The 13,732-nt window shown below is 73.5% G+C and carries 17 protein-coding genes; 14 read left to right on the top strand and 3 right to left on the bottom strand.

Annotation, left to right across the window (positions count from 1 at the left end; genetic code table 11):
- Positions 1 to 213 precede the first annotated feature (213 nt).
- The 5 genes from ACFC0Z_RS27330 (at position 214) to ACFC0Z_RS27310 (ending at position 4,258) form a co-directional block, all read left to right on the top strand.
- Complete coding sequence (locus tag ACFC0Z_RS27330) at positions 214 to 1,038, top strand: L,D-transpeptidase family protein (RefSeq protein ID WP_376443117.1); 825 nt, start codon at positions 214 to 216, stop codon at positions 1,036 to 1,038.
- A 20-nt stretch (positions 1,039 to 1,058) separates the two neighbouring features.
- Positions 1,059 to 2,207 (top strand): alanine racemase, encoded by a 1,149-nt coding sequence (alr, locus tag ACFC0Z_RS27325; RefSeq protein ID WP_376443115.1) that lies wholly within the window; start codon positions 1,059 to 1,061, stop codon positions 2,205 to 2,207.
- A 31-nt stretch (positions 2,208 to 2,238) separates the two neighbouring features.
- Positions 2,239 to 3,360 carry an alpha/beta fold hydrolase gene (locus tag ACFC0Z_RS27320; protein WP_376443112.1) on the top strand — a complete coding sequence of 374 codons (1,122 nt, stop codon included), beginning with the start codon at positions 2,239 to 2,241 and terminating at the stop codon, positions 3,358 to 3,360.
- 10 nt (positions 3,361 to 3,370) lie between these two features.
- Positions 3,371 to 3,871, top strand: a complete 501-nt coding sequence (tsaE, locus tag ACFC0Z_RS27315; protein ID WP_376443109.1) for a tRNA (adenosine(37)-N6)-threonylcarbamoyltransferase complex ATPase subunit type 1 TsaE — start codon at positions 3,371 to 3,373, stop codon at positions 3,869 to 3,871.
- A 171-nt stretch (positions 3,872 to 4,042) separates the two neighbouring features.
- Positions 4,043 to 4,258 (top strand): hypothetical protein, encoded by a 216-nt coding sequence (locus tag ACFC0Z_RS27310; RefSeq protein WP_376443107.1) that lies wholly within the window; start codon positions 4,043 to 4,045, stop codon positions 4,256 to 4,258.
- Positions 4,259 to 4,265: 7 nt separating this feature from the next.
- Here ACFC0Z_RS27310 and ACFC0Z_RS27305 read toward each other — a convergent pair whose 3' ends face one another.
- On the bottom strand, positions 4,266 to 4,997 hold the full coding sequence (locus tag ACFC0Z_RS27305; RefSeq protein WP_376443104.1) for an SDR family oxidoreductase: 732 nt from the start codon (positions 4,995 to 4,997) through the stop codon (positions 4,266 to 4,268).
- A 113-nt stretch (positions 4,998 to 5,110) separates the two neighbouring features.
- On the opposite strand from ACFC0Z_RS27305, the gene ACFC0Z_RS27300 reads away from it, so the two are divergent.
- Genes ACFC0Z_RS27300 through ACFC0Z_RS27290 form a run of 3 tightly spaced genes read left to right on the top strand, consistent with a single transcriptional unit; the run spans position 5,111 to position 8,238 of the window.
- Entirely contained in the window at positions 5,111 to 5,389 is a 279-nt protein-coding gene (locus ACFC0Z_RS27300) for an acyl carrier protein (protein WP_376443101.1), read from the top strand.
- Positions 5,386 to 6,570, top strand: a complete 1,185-nt coding sequence (locus tag ACFC0Z_RS27295; protein WP_376443098.1) for a cytochrome P450 — start codon at positions 5,386 to 5,388, stop codon at positions 6,568 to 6,570. Before ACFC0Z_RS27300 ends, ACFC0Z_RS27295 begins: the two co-directional genes overlap by 4 nt.
- A gap of 3 nt (positions 6,571 to 6,573) precedes the next feature.
- Positions 6,574 to 8,238: an AMP-binding protein gene (locus tag ACFC0Z_RS27290; RefSeq protein WP_376443096.1), complete on the top strand. Its 1,665-nt coding sequence runs from the start codon at positions 6,574 to 6,576 to the stop codon at positions 8,236 to 8,238.
- Between the two features lie 88 nt (positions 8,239 to 8,326).
- Here the strand turns inward: ACFC0Z_RS27290 and ACFC0Z_RS27285 are convergent, their stop codons facing one another.
- Complete coding sequence (locus ACFC0Z_RS27285; RefSeq protein WP_376443094.1) at positions 8,327 to 8,872, bottom strand: EF-hand domain-containing protein; 546 nt, start codon at positions 8,870 to 8,872, stop codon at positions 8,327 to 8,329.
- Between the two features lie 126 nt (positions 8,873 to 8,998).
- Complete coding sequence (locus ACFC0Z_RS27280; protein ID WP_376443152.1) at positions 8,999 to 9,541, bottom strand: hypothetical protein; 543 nt, start codon at positions 9,539 to 9,541, stop codon at positions 8,999 to 9,001.
- Positions 9,542 to 9,716: 175 nt separating this feature from the next.
- Between ACFC0Z_RS27280 and tsaB the strand changes: the two genes are divergently transcribed.
- The 6 genes from tsaB to ACFC0Z_RS27250 all read left to right on the top strand — a co-directional run bounded on the left by tsaB (position 9,717) and on the right by ACFC0Z_RS27250 (position 13,729).
- Positions 9,717 to 10,373, top strand: coding sequence for a tRNA (adenosine(37)-N6)-threonylcarbamoyltransferase complex dimerization subunit type 1 TsaB (gene tsaB / locus ACFC0Z_RS27275; protein WP_376443091.1), 657 nt, complete (start codon positions 9,717 to 9,719; stop codon positions 10,371 to 10,373).
- Between the two features lie 56 nt (positions 10,374 to 10,429).
- Positions 10,430 to 10,891 (top strand): ribosomal protein S18-alanine N-acetyltransferase, encoded by a 462-nt coding sequence (rimI, locus tag ACFC0Z_RS27270; RefSeq protein WP_376443149.1) that lies wholly within the window; start codon positions 10,430 to 10,432, stop codon positions 10,889 to 10,891.
- Complete coding sequence (gene tsaD / locus ACFC0Z_RS27265) at positions 10,891 to 12,027, top strand: tRNA (adenosine(37)-N6)-threonylcarbamoyltransferase complex transferase subunit TsaD (RefSeq protein ID WP_376443088.1); 1,137 nt, start codon at positions 10,891 to 10,893, stop codon at positions 12,025 to 12,027. Before rimI ends, tsaD begins: the two co-directional genes overlap by 1 nt.
- Positions 12,024 to 12,278, top strand: a complete 255-nt coding sequence (locus ACFC0Z_RS27260) for a hypothetical protein (RefSeq protein WP_376443086.1) — start codon at positions 12,024 to 12,026, stop codon at positions 12,276 to 12,278. Before tsaD ends, ACFC0Z_RS27260 begins: the two co-directional genes overlap by 4 nt.
- A 53-nt stretch (positions 12,279 to 12,331) precedes the next feature.
- On the top strand, positions 12,332 to 13,252 hold the full coding sequence (locus ACFC0Z_RS27255; RefSeq protein ID WP_376443147.1) for a polysaccharide deacetylase family protein: 921 nt from the start codon (positions 12,332 to 12,334) through the stop codon (positions 13,250 to 13,252).
- A gap of 111 nt (positions 13,253 to 13,363) precedes the next feature.
- Entirely contained in the window at positions 13,364 to 13,729 is a 366-nt protein-coding gene (locus tag ACFC0Z_RS27250) for a YciI family protein (RefSeq protein ID WP_376443083.1), read from the top strand.
- Positions 13,730 to 13,732 lie beyond the last annotated feature (3 nt).

Here is a 13,732-nt window from a genome sequence, read left to right as displayed (position 1 = left end):
GGGTCCGCGGGGCTGCCCCCCGGTTCCGCGAGGGGGCGGGGTGGGGGAGACGCCCGCCGCAGGCGCCCCGCCCCCCCCCCCGCCCCCCCCCGCCCCGCCCCCCACCCGGCGCAATCCATTGCCCCACCCGTGCGACCCCGCGCGCCACCCCGCCCCCGGCGGGAAAGGGTGAGTGAGGTGATCAGTTGGAGAAGAAGCCGCACCGCGCCCCTGTTGTTCGTTCTCGCCGCCTCGCTCGCCCTCGCCCCCGCCCCCGGCGGCGCCGCGGCCGACGAGCCCGATCCCCTCGTTCCCGGTGTCGTCGGGGCCGGCCGGGCCGAGTACCCGATGGACACGCCCGACCAGGTGCTTCCCCCGCTCCGTTCCGACGGCGATCCCGTGGTTCCGGTGCCCGTGCCCGAGCAGCCGGTGGACGAGCTCGTCGAGCATCTGCCGCGCGGCGCCGTCGCCGAGGCGTGTACCGCGACCACCGGGATCTACCAGCGGCAGGTCGAGCGGCTGCTGAAGCTCAAGGTCGACGGCAAGCAGTCCGCCGCCGACTGCAAGGCCATCAAGGCCTTCCAGGTGAAGGAGAAGATCAAGCCCGCCAACGGCTACGCGGGCCCCGTCACCTGGGCCCGTGCCGAGCTGCTCGCCGCCCGGAAGAGTCTCGATCCCGGCCGTCGCTGCCCGGTGAAGAAGTACGCCGTCGCCTGTGTCGACCTCGACCGGCAGCTCATGTGGGTGCGGAAGGACAAGAAGGTCACGTACGCCGTCGTCAACATCCGGAGCGGGCGGAAGGGGTACGCGACCCGGACGGGGTGGCACTCGGTCTACTGGCGGCACAAGGACCACTGGTCGTCGATCTACGACACGCCCATGCCGTACTCGCAGTTCTTCAGCGGAGGCCAGGCCTTCCACGCCGTCTACGGGCAGATCGCCACCCCCACCGGCAGTCGCGGCTGCGTCAATCTCAGCTACGCGAACGCCAAGAAACTGTGGGACGTCCTGCGCAAGGGTGACCGGGTCTACATCTGGGGAAAGCGGCCCGGTAGCTGACACCTGAGAGACTGGGCGCGATGACTGAGACACCTCCGCCCCGCAGAGCCCGCGCCGAGATCGACCTCGGCGCGCTGCGTGCGAACGTCCGCACGCTGCGCGCCCGCATCGCCCCCACCGCCCGGATCATGGCCGTGGTCAAGGCCGACGCGTACGGACACGGCGCCGTGCGCTGTGCCCGCGCCGCCTTGGAGGCGGGCGCGGAGTGGCTCGGTACGGCCACTCCGCACGAGGCGCTCGCCCTGCGCGCCGCCGGGATCACCGACGTTCCCGTGATGTGCTGGCTGTGGACCCCGGGCGATCCGTGGGACGCGGGCATCGAGGCCGGTCTCGACATGTCCGTCAGCGGCATGTGGGCCCTGGAGGAGGTCGTCGAGGCGGCCCGCCGTACCGGCGGCACCGCCCGCGTCCAGCTCAAGGCCGACACCGGTCTCGGCCGCAACGGCTGCCAGCCGGCCGACTGGCCCCGGCTCGTCGGCGAGGCCCTCACGGCCGAGAAGAACGGCCTCGTCAAGATCACCGGTCTGTGGTCGCACTTCGCGTGCGCCGACGAGCCCCACCACCCCTCCATCGCCGCGCAGCTCGACGTCTTCCGTTCGATGCTCGACTTCGCGGAGAAGGCGGGTGTCACTCCCGAGGTCCGGCACATCGCCAACTCGCCGGCCACCCTCACCCTGCCCGAGTCCCACTTCGACCTGGTCAGGACCGGCATCGCGATGTACGGCGTCTCGCCGAGCCCCGAGCTCGGCACCTCCGCCGACTTCGGTCTGCGGCCCGTCATGTCGCTGAAGGCGAGCGTCGCGCTCGTCAAGCAGGTCCCGGCCGGTCACGGTGTCAGCTACGGCCACCACTACGTCACCGGCTCCGAGACCACCCTCGGTCTCGTGCCCCTCGGGTACGCCGACGGGGTGCCCCGGCACGCCTCGGGGCGCGGGCCCGTCCTCGTCGGCGACCGTGTCCGTACCGTCGCCGGGCGGGTCGCCATGGACCAGTTCGTCGTCGACCTCGGCGGCGACACTCCCGAGCCCGGCACCGAGGCCGTGCTCTTCGGCGCCGGCGACCGGGGGGAGCCGACGGCCGAGGACTGGGCCGTGGCCGCCGACACCATCGCGTACGAGATCGTCACCCGGATCGGCGCGCGCGTGCCGCGCGTCTATCTGAACGAGTAGACGACAGGCAGACACCGTTTTAGGGGGCGTTGTGAGCGAGTCGTCCAGCGGCTGGAAGCGGGCCGGGATCGCCGGGGCCGCGATCGGCGTGCTCGCGGCCGGGGCCGCCGCCGGTGTCGCCGTCGAGCGGCTCACGGTCGGCCGTTCCGTACGCCAGAAGGCCCGGCTGGCGCTCGACTCCAGCGGGCCTTACGGGGATCTCCGGGGGGTCTCCGGGTGGGCTCGGGCCGATGACGCGACCCAGCTGTACTACGAGGTCGACGAGGTCGACGAGGTTCCCGACAACGACTCCGGCGCGCCGCTCACCGTCGTCTTCTCGCACGGCTACTGCCTCAACCAGGACTCCTGGCACTTCCAGCGCGCCGCCCTCCGCGGCCGCGTCCGTGCCGTCTACTGGGACCAGCGCGGCCACGGCCGCTCCGCCCGTGGCGTCGCCCAGTCCGGGCCCGAGGGGGTGCCGGTCTCCATCGACCAGCTCGGCCGTGACCTCAAGGCCGTCCTCGACGCCGCCGCCCCCGAGGGGCCGCTCGTCCTCGTCGGGCACTCGATGGGCGGCATGACGGTGATGGCGCTCGCCGCCCAGTACCCCGGCCTGATCCGCGACCGGGTCGTCGGCGCCGCCTTCGTCGGTACGTCGGCGGGGGAGCTCGGGGACGTGTCGTACGGGCTTCCGCTCGCCGGCGTCAACGCCGTGCGGCGGGTCCTGCCGGGGGTGCTGAGGGTGCTGGGTTCCCAGGCGGAGCTGGTCGAGCGCGGGCGCAGGGCGACGGCCGACCTGTTCGCCGGGGTCGTGAAGAAGTACTCGTTCGCCTCGGCGGACGTCGATCCCGCCGTGGCCCGTTTCGCCGAGCGGATGATCGAGGCGACCCCGATCGACGTCGTCGCCGAGTTCTACCCGGCCTTCGCCGAGCACGACAAGTCCGCCGCGCTCGCCGCGTTCCGGGACGTCCCGGTGCTCGCGCTCGCCGGTGACGGGGATCTGATCACTCCCGCGGCCCACACCGAGGTCATCGGGGAGCTGTTGCCCGAGGCCGAGCTCGTCATCGTTCCCGACGCCGGGCACCTGGTGATGCTGGAGCACCCCGAGGCCGTCACGGCACGCCTGGACGACCTGCTCGTCCGCGCGGCGGGGAGCGTTCCCGCCAAGGGCTAGATTTGCGGGTATGGAAGCTGCGCACCCGCCCGTCTCCGGCGCCACCCTGGCCATCGACTCCCCCGAGCAGATGCAGGACCTCGGCCGTCGGCTCGCGAAAATCCTCCGCCCCGGCGACCTCGTCATGCTCACCGGTGAGCTCGGCGCCGGGAAGACCACCATGACCCGCGGCCTCGGCGAGGGGCTCGGCGTGCGGGGGGCCGTCACCTCCCCGACCTTCGTCATCGCCCGCGTCCACCCGTCCCTGGTCGGCGGCCCGGCGCTCGTCCACGTGGACGCGTACCGGCTCGGCGGCGGTCTCGACGAGATGGAGGACCTCGACCTCGACGTCTCCCTTCCCGAGTCCGTGGTGGTCGTGGAGTGGGGTGACGGCAAGGTCGAGGAGCTGACCGACGACCGGCTCCACGTCCTCATCCACCGGGTGACCGGCGACACCGACGACGACCGGCGCACGGTCGTGCTGCGCGGGATCGGCTCGCGGTGGGCGGACGAGGACCTCGCTCTCGGCTGAGCCCGCCCGCCTGTCCCCGCCCGCCTGTCCCTCCCTCGGCCGGGGGACTTTTGTACGTCCGTTCGTAGGAGGTTCCGACAAGCTGTCGGCAAGATATTGCGTGGGCGGTAGGGGTCGTGGTGACATGGACTCAGGAGAGGGTTAGGGGTACCTAACCAACGGGAGGCATGCATGGCGACGCCACAGCGCGCGGAACACGGCGACCACGGCCGGGAGCAGGTCTCGATCGGCCAGCTGCTGGCCTTCGGCGCCGCGGTCCAGGCCGTTTCCACGCCGCCGCGCAGAGCCGAGTCCCAGGTCGGTGCGGAGAGCGACGCCGTCGCTGAGTCCGGCACTGTCGTGGAGGCCGTGCTGCGGCGGGGTGAGGTCGGCCGGAAGGCCGCGTAACCCCCCCCTACAGCAGGCCGCCCGTCGCCGAGATGGTCTGGCCCGTGATCCAGGCCGCGTCCGGACCGGCCAGGAACGTCACGATCCCGGCGATGTCGTCGCCCGTGCCGAGCCGGCCGAGGACGGTGTTCCGGGCGGCCCGCTCCATCAGGCGCTGCGGCATGGACTGCCGCAGCATCTCGGTGTCCGTCGCGCCGGGCGCCACGCAGTTGACCGTGATGCGGCGCGGGCCGAGTTCCTGCGCCGCCACCGCCGTGAACTGCTCGACGGCCGCCTTGCTGGCCGCGTACACCGCGTTGCCGGGCGTCGGGCGGCGGACCCCGATCGACGACATCGTGATGACCCGGCCGCCGTCGCGCAGCCGCGTCGAGGCGTGCTGGAGGGCGAGGAACGTGCCCTTCGTGTTGACCGCCATCACCCGGTCGTAGGTCTCCTCGCTCGCCTCCTCGATCCGCGCGTGCGGGAGCCACACCGCCGCGTTCGCCACCAGGACGTCGAGGGTGCCCACGGCCTCCTCCGCGCGGTCGAAGAGGGCGGCGACCTCGGCGGAGTCGGCGAGGTCGGCGCGGATGGCGTGCGCCCCGGTGGCGTCGGCGACCTCCCGCGCCGCTTCCTCGGCCCGGTGGAAGCCGAAGGCGACCCGGGCCCCCTCGGCGGTCAGCCGCTCCACGATCGCGCGGCCGATGCCCCGCGAACCGCCCGTGACCAGCGCGTTCCGCCCCGCCAGGCTTGCCGCCATCGTGGTGTCCCTCCCCGTTTGCCGATTACTCTGTGTGGGTAAAACGTTGCGTAGAGTAGCATTCCTCGCGATTGTCGGGACGCGAGTGGATGGGGTGCGGGGTGCGCAGCACGGTGAGCGAGCGACGGATGACCAGGCCGGAGGTGCGCGCGGTCCTCGTGGCGGCCCTGCGGGAGCTCCGGCCCGAGCTCGCCGGGGTGCCGATCAGCGGTGACGAGCACCTCGCGGCGGACCTCGGGCTCGACTCGGTGGCCAGGGTCGAGCTGCTCGTGATGCTGGAGGAGGCGTTCGGGGTCGAGGACGAGGTGGATCCCCGGATCTTCGTGACGCCGTCGACGCTGGACGAACTGGTCGAGCAGATCGCCGTCACCGAGCAGGTGGTGCTGCGGTGACGGGCCCTGGCGTGCTGACGGGCTGTCCCGTCGCGGCGGTCCCCGCCGCGCGGTTCCTGCCCTCCGGGCCCGAGGCCGCCGAGGCCTTCTTCGCCGCGCCGGACTCCGCGCTGTCGCACGCGGAGGGCTGGGACGTCGTCTTCGGCGGCAGGTTCGGCCGCGGGGTCCTCAACCTGGACGGCGAGCCGCACCGCACGTACCGCCAGGCGCTCATGCCCCTGCTCCGCAGCGGCGCGGTCGCGGCCCACCGGGCGACGATCGAGGAGGTGGTGGGGAGGGCCGTCGGCTCGCTGCCCGTGGGCAGCCCCTTCGATCTGCACGCCGTCACCCAGACCACCGCCTTCGCCGTCGCGGCCCGGCTCTTCGCCGGGCTCGACGAGGAGGAGGCCGAGGAGCTGTACGGGCTCTACGGCGAGCTGCGGACCCCGCCGGACGGCGAGCTCGGGACACCCGGCGGCAACCGCGCCGCCCGGCGGGTCGGGCGGGCCAGGCGGCGGGTGCGGGAGCTGCTGCGCGCCGCGGTCGTACGGCTCCGCGACGGCGACCCGGCCGACGGGCCCGTACGGCGGCTGCGCGCGCTGCCCGGGCCGCCGTCGGACGACGTGATCGCGGAGAACATCGCGATCCTGATCCTCGCCGGGTACGAGACCACCGGCTATCTCTCCGCCCGCCTGTTGTGGCTGCTCGCCCGCCACCCCGAGGCCCAGGAGGCCGTACGGGGGGAGGTCGCCGAGCCGGCGGCCCCCTCGCCGTTCCTCGACGCGGTCTTCCAGGAGACCGCCCGGCTGCACCCGCCGCTCGCCTGGCTGCCCCGGCGGGCGTCGGGCGCGTTCGCGTGCGGGGAGACGCGGGTTCCGGCCGGGGGCGAGGTGTTCTACGCGGTGGGGGAGTCGCAGCGCGACCCCGGCACCTTCGCCGAGCCCGACGCGTTCCGGCCGGAGCGCTTCGTCGAGGGGGAGCGGCACGGGCGGTACGCGCTCACGCCGTTCGGGGCCGGTCGGCGGATCTGCGCCGGCATCCATCTCGGGACCCTGGAGACCAAGCTCGTCGCCGCCGCCGTGGTGCGGGAGTTCCGGCTGACGGCGCCCCCGGGGCCGTACGTCGGGGACGTCTCCCTCAACGGCTCCACCGTGACCCCGGCGGCCCCCCTTCTCGTCCGTCTCGACCGAATCCCCGGGTGACCCATGGCTCCCCTCGGCTCCCTCGACCCCTTCGCGTGCCTCACGCTCCCCGAGGCCGTCCGTGCCCTCGGCTCCGGGCCCTCCGTGGCCTTCCCCCGTACCGGCGATCGGTTCACCGCCGCCGAGCTCGACTGCGCCGCCACGCGGTTCGCCCTTCGGCTCGTCGCCGCCGGTGTGCGGCCGGGCGAGGTCGTCGGCGTGCTCGCGCCGACGAGCCCGCTCGTCCTCGTCGGGCTCCTCGGGATCGCGCGGGCGGGGGCCGCCGCGAGCATGTTCCCGGCCGCCGTCGGCCTGCCGGAGCGCGAGGCCGAGCGGCTCGCCCCGGCGGTCGCCGCCGCCGGGATGCGGCACCTGGTCGTCCACCGCGACTGCGCCGACACCGCCCGCGCGGTGCGGGCCCTGTGCCCGGCCGTGACCCTGGTCGAGGAGGACGGGGAGCCGGACGGTGAGGACGGGGAGCGGGGAGGGGCGGCCGGGGCCGCGCTGCCCCGGGTCGCGCCCCGTGACCTCGCCGTCGTCCAGTTCACCTCCGGCAGCACCTCCGCCCCCAAGGGCGTGATGCTCTCCCACGCGACCGTCCTCGCCGGGCTCCGGGCGATCGTCAGGTCCGCCGCGATGGACCGGCACGACGTGATGGTGTCCTGGGTGCCGCACTTCCACGACATGGGCCTCTTCGGCCCGCTCTCCGTGTTCCTCGCGGGCGGACGGGTGCACCTCGTGCCGCCGATGGACTTCGTCCGGCGCCCCGCCGGGCTCCTGCGGCTGCTCTCCGAGACCCGGGCGACCGTCCTCACCGGCCCCGACTTCTCGTACGCGCGCCTCGCCGCCGCCGCGACCCCCGAGCTGCTCGCCGAGCTCGACCTCTCGCCGCTGCGGCTCGCCTTCAACGGCGCCGAGCCCGTCAGGGCCGCCACCGTCGACGCCTTCGTCACGCGGCTCGCGCCCGCCGGGCTCGCCGCCTCCGCGATGTATCCGGTGTACGGCATGGCGGAGGCGACCCTCGCCGTCGCCTTCCCGGCGCCCGGCGCCGAGCCCCGGGTCGTCCACCTCGACCGGGCGCGGCTCGCCGACGACGGCCTCGCCGTCCCGGTGGCGGCCGACGACCCCCGGGCGAAGGCGCTCGTCGGCGTCGGGCGGCCGGTCGAGGGGATGCGGCTCCGGGTGGTCGGCGCGGACGGTGCCCTCCGCAGGCCGGGGCGGCTCGGCGAGATCCAGATCGCCGGTCCCGCCGTGACCACCGGGTACTACGCGGCTCCCGCCGCCACCGCGACCGCCTTCGACGGGCCCTGGCTGCGCACCGGCGACCTCGGATTCCTCCTGGACGGGGACCTCTTCGTCACGGGCCGCCGCAAGGAGATGATCATCGTCAACGGGCAGAACCACTTCCCCGAGGACGCCGAGAACCTCGCCCGCGAGCAGCCCGGTGTCCACCGGGGGAACTGTGTCGCCTTCGCGGACGACGCGAGGGAGCGGCTCGTCGTGGCCGCCGAGATCGCCCCCGGCGGCGATCCGGACGCCGTGGCCGGGTCGATCCGCCGGACGCTCGCCGAGCGGCTGGGGCTCGCGGCCGTCCACGTGGAGCCCGTACGGCCCGGGGGGCTGCCGCGCACGACCAGCGGGAAGTGGCAGCGCGGCCGGGTGCGGGCCCTCCTGGACGCGCGGGGCTGACGGGACACGGCAAGGGGCGCCGCCGGTCCCCCGGGACCGGCGGCGCCCCTTGCGCTGTGCGCTCGGCGTCAGAGCCGTGCGCTCGGCGTCAGATCTTGCCGAAGAGGTGGTTGCCGCCCGCGGACTCGTCGTCGCTCAGGAAGAACTCCTCGATGGCCTGCGCGAGCTCCTGCTCGGTGACGTAGCCGTCGCCGTCGAGGTCGATGCGGGCCATGGCCTCCTGGTGGTCCTTGTCGCCCATGCCCAGGCCGGCGTGGATCCGGGCCAGCTCCTCGCTGTCGAGGCGGCCGTCGCCGTCGGTGTCGCCGAGCGCGATGATCGCCTTCGCGACCGGCACGACGAGGCGGCGGTAGCCCTCGCCCGACGCGGCGTCGGACTCCAGCCCGGCCACGTACTCCTCGCGGCTGATCTCGCCGTCGCCGTCCGTGTCCATGCTCTCCCGCAGGCCGTCCCAGAGGCCCTGGTACGCGTCGCTGAGGGCGATGATCCTCGGGGCGGAGACCGGCAGGCTGAACTCCTTGGCCATGCGGGAGATGATCAGCTCGAAGTCGTCCCAGGTGATGCTGCCGTCACCGTTGGTGTCGATGAGGTCGAAGTGACGGCCGATCTTGCGGGTCAGCAGGTTCGTGGGCATGGGAGTGCCCTCTCTTCTCGTGGGGGGATGAACGCGTTACGCAGCGTACACGTCCGGTTACGGAGAGAGAGTGGGTTTCGCTCGATCGGGGGAGGGTGAATCGTGAGCCGAGGGGGCCGGCTCCGGTCAGCCGACGACGACGACCTTCGAGCCGATCGTCGCGAACGACCACAGCGCGTCACCGTCGGCCCGCTTCATGCGGATGCCGCCCGTCTTCTTCGACGGGTCGGGGGACGGCGTCGAGCCGTCGACCGCCGCGCTGAAACCGATCGCCACGTCCTGGGTCGTCGCGAACCGCACCACGTGCTCGATCTGCACGCCGTCCGAGCCGCGCACCGAACCCGAGCGCGAGGTCACCCGGTAACCGCCCGGCGCCGGGTGGACCGTGCTCGGCATCACCGAGAACGTGCGCGTGGCCTTGTTCTTCTCGTCCACCAGCCAGACGCGGCGGTCGTGGAGCGCGTACACGACCCGCTCGCCCACGCCCGAGTCCGCCGGGATCGCGAGGGGGTTCTTCGGCGGCTGCTTCGGGCCGCCGGTCGCCGAGGCGGAGGGGGAGGCCACGCCCGGCGTCCTCGGCTTCACCGCGAGGTCGGCGGGCGCGCTGGCCGAGGCCTGGTAGGCGAGGAAGGCGACCGCGGCGACCGCCGCCGCCGTGAGCCCGGCCACGATTCCCGAGCTGCTCCGTGCCACCGTGCCCACCTCTCGTACGAACGTATCGAAGGGTGACGGTAGCAGTCGGCGCCTCCCCGGCCCGGCCGCCGTGCCCGGGTGCGCGCGGGGGTCCGCCCGCCCGGACCCCGTCCCGGGGCGGGGTCCGCCGCCGGAGCCGTAGGCTGTTCGCGTGCTGTTGCTCGCCATGGATACCGCCACCCCCGCCGTCACCGTCGCCCTCCACGACGGCGAGACCGTCGTCGCCTCGGAGAGTCAGGTCGACGCCCGTCGCCACGGGGAGCTGCTGCTGCCCGCCGTCGACCGGGTCCTCAAGGAGGCCGGGCTGAAGCTCGACGCGCTCACCGGCGTCGTCGTCGGCGTCGGCCCCGGCCCGTACACCGGTCTGCGCGTCGGCCTCGTCACCGCCGCCGCCTTCTCCTCCGCGCTCGGCGTCCCCGTGCACGGCCTGTGCACCCTCGACGGCCTCGCGTACGCCTCCGGGATCGACGAGCCCTTCGCCGTCGCCACGGACGCGCGCCGCAAGGAGGTCTACTGGGCGCGGTACGCCGACGCACGCACGCGCGTGACGGACGCGGCCGTCGACCGGCCCGCCGAGATCGCCGAGGAGCTCGCCGGGCTCCCCGTCGTCGGCGCGGGCGCCCGCCTCTACCCCGAGGCCTTCCCCGACGCCCGCGACCCCGAGCACCAGTCGGCCGCCGCGCTGGCCGCCCTCGCGGCGGAGAAGCTCGCCAAGGGCGAGGGCGGGTTCCTCGACCCGCTGCCCCTGTACCTGCGCCGCCCCGACGCGCAGGTGCCGAAGAACTACAAGGTGGTCACCCCCAAGTGAGCGCCCCGCTGAGCGCCGACGTGACGGGGGCCGTGACCGGGTCGGTCCTGCGCGAGATGCGCTGGTGGGACATCGAGCCCGTCCTCGCCCTCGAAGCCGAGCTGTTCCCCGAGGACGCCTGGTCGGCGGGGATGTTCTGGTCCGAGCTGGCCCACTCCCGCGGCCCCGGCGCCACCCGGCGCTACATCGTCGCCGAGGACGCGGCCGGGCGGCTCGTGGGGTACGCCGGCTTCGCCGCGGCCGGCGGCCTCGGCGACGTCCAGACGATCGCCGTCGCCCGGGACCAGTGGGGCACCGGGCTCGGCGCGCGCCTCCTCTCCGACCTGCTCCACCACGCCACCGCCTTCGAGTGCGACGAGGTCCTCCTCGAAGTGCGCGTGGACAACACACGGGCCCAGAAGCTCTACGAGCGCTTCGGCTTCGAGCCCATCGGTTTCCGGCGCGGCTACTACCAGCCCGGAAACGTCGACGCGCTCGTGATGCGACTGACCGTTCAAGAAACTGGGACTGAGATCTGATGGCTGCTGACGAACCCCTCGTGCTCGGCATCGAGACCTCGTGCGACGAGACCGGCGTCGGCATCGTCCACGGCACCACGCTCCTCGCCGACGCCGTCGCGTCCAGCGTCGACACCCACGCCCGCTTCGGCGGCGTCGTGCCCGAGATCGCCTCCCGCGCCCACCTGGAGGCGATGGTCCCGACGATCGAGCGCGCCCTGAAGACGGCCGGGATCTCCGCGAAGGACCTCGACGGCATCGCCGTCACGGCCGGACCCGGCCTCGCGGGCGCCCTGCTCGTCGGCGTCTCGGCGGCCAAGGCGTACGCGTACGCCCTCGGCAAGCCGCTGTACGGCGTCAACCACCTCGCCTCGCACATCTGCGTCGACCAGCTGGAACACGGCAAGCTGCCCGAGCCGACGATGGCGCTGCTCGTCTCCGGCGGGCACTCCTCGCTGCTGCTCTCCTCCGACATCACCTCCGACGTGCGGCCGATGGGCGCCACGATCGACGACGCGGCCGGCGAGGCCTTCGACAAGATCGCCCGCGTCCTCGACCTCGGCTTCCCCGGCGGACCGGTCATCGACCGGCTCGCCAAGGAGGGCGACCCGAACGCGATCGCCTTCCCGCGCGGACTCAGCGGCTCCCGCGACCCCGCGTACGACTTCTCCTTCTCCGGCCTCAAGACCGCCGTGGCCCGCTGGATCGAGGCCAAGCGGGCGGCCGGCGAGGACGTGCCGGTACGGGACGTGGCCGCGTCCTTCCAGGAGGCCGTCGTGGACGTCCTCACCCGGAAGGCCGTACGCGCCTGCAAGGACGAGGGCGTCGACCACCTGATGATCGGCGGCGGCGTCGCCGCGAACTCGCGGCTGCGGGCGCTCGCCCAGGAACGGTGCGAGCGGGCCGGGATCCGGCTGCGCGTGCCCCGGCCGGGGCTGTGCACCGACAACGGCGCGATGGTCGCGGCGCTCGGCTCCGAGATGGTGGCCCGCAACCGGCCCGCCTCGGACCTGGAGCTGTCGGCGGACTCGTCGCTGCCGGTGACGGACCCGCACGTGCCGGGGCGTGCGGATGCGCATGACCACGGCCACGGCCACGGTCACGGTCACTCCCACGATCACGTGCACGAGGTCAGCAAGGAGAACCTGTACTCGTGAGGCTCGCCCTGATGTGGGAGGCCCGGGCGGTCCAGGGCCGGGGCGCCGAGCTCCTGGAGTGGGCGCGCGCGCAGACCACGGCGTACGAGCCGCTGCGCCGCGAGACCTTCCGCGCGCCGCAGGACCGGGTCCTCGTCCTGACCTGGTGGGACGCGGACGCCTTCGACGCGGAGCTGCCGGAACTTCCGGAGCCCGAGGCGGAGCTGATCACCCGTCCGGTCCACCGGTGGCGCTTCGAATCGGTGGAATAGGGGTCGCGGGGCGCAACCTTTTGGCCGTTCCGGGCATCCCACAGCGCGTGAGCGTGAAGAAGACGATCGCGTTGTGGGCGGTCATGACCGTCGCCACTCTCCTTGCGACCGGCTGCGCGGTGCAGGACACCGGCGTGCCGGGCGGCCCGGGCGGGCCCGGCGGCCTTCCGGCGCCGCCGGCGGTGGGCAACGAGGCGGGGATGGCGGCGCCCGACGCCCCTGACGCCGGCGGTGATTCCGGCACGTCGCCCGGTACCGGCGACTCGGGCAAGGCCTCCAGCGCGTCCGGGAGCGCCGCCGCGTACCGGAAATGGGGCCTCAAGCCCTTCCCTGCGCCGCCCGCCCCGCCCGCGGCCAAACCCGTCCTGCGGGCGCCCGGCGGCCCGGTCCCCGTCATCAGCGAGATCCCCACCACCGAGAAGATCGTCTTCATCACGATCGACGACGGGGCCGAGAAGGACCCCGAGTTCGTCACGATGATGAGGGACCTCCGGATCCCGGTGACGATGTTCCTCACCGACTCGGCGATCCGCGGCGACTACGCGTACTTCGCCCCGCTCGCCGCCCAGGGCCACGGCGTCGCCAACCACACCCTCACCCACCCCAACCTCCGGACGCTCGGCCAGGAGGCCCAGCGCCGGGAGATCTGCGGCCAGCAGACGAAGCTGGCGGAGCGGTACGGGACGACCCCGCGCCTCTTCCGCCCGCCCTACGGCAACTGGAACGAGGCCACGCGCGCGGCGGCGGGGGAGTGCGGGGTCGACGCGATCGTGCTGTGGCGCGAGTCCATGCAGATCAAGAACATGCAGTACCAGCGCGGCGACCGGAAGCTCCACCCCGGTGACATCGTCCTCGCCCACTTCCGCGGCCCGTCCGAGCTGAAGGGCCGGACGATGACCGAGATGACGGCGACGATGCTGCGCCGGATCCAGGAGCAGGGGTTCACGGTGGCACGCCTGGAGGACTACGTCTGAAAGATTTCCGGGCGCGGTGTCGATGCGGGCCGGTCCCGTTCGACGTATGAGTGGAAGGCGGGGAAGAGCCCCGCCTCCGCACCCGTAGGAACCGCACCCCGAGGAGTCGTCATGCCCCGCTTCCTGTCCCTCGTCCGCATCGAGGAGAACACCATCGACATGGAGAGCGCCGACCCCGGCTTCGAGCAGCGGATGGGCGCGCTCTTCGAGGAGATCACCAAGGCCGGCGCGATGCTGGACACGGCCGGTCTCAAGCCGACCTCCGAGTCCACCCGGATCACCTGGTCGGACGGGAAGCTGTCGTACACCGACGGCCCGTTCACCGAGACCAAGGAGGTCGTCGGCGGGTACGCGATGCTCCAGTGCAAGGACATGGCCGAGGCCGTCGAGTGGGGGAAGCGGTTCCTCGCCGTCCACCCGCCGCAGTGGAAGGTCGGCCTCGAGGTCCGCGAGGTCGAGGAGATGCCGGAGGGCTGACCT

The organism is Streptomyces sp. NPDC056144 (genome assembly GCF_042264145.1).
GTDB lineage: Bacteria > Actinomycetota > Actinomycetes > Streptomycetales > Streptomycetaceae > Streptomyces.
This window is presented reverse-complemented; position numbering and strand designations above follow the sequence as displayed.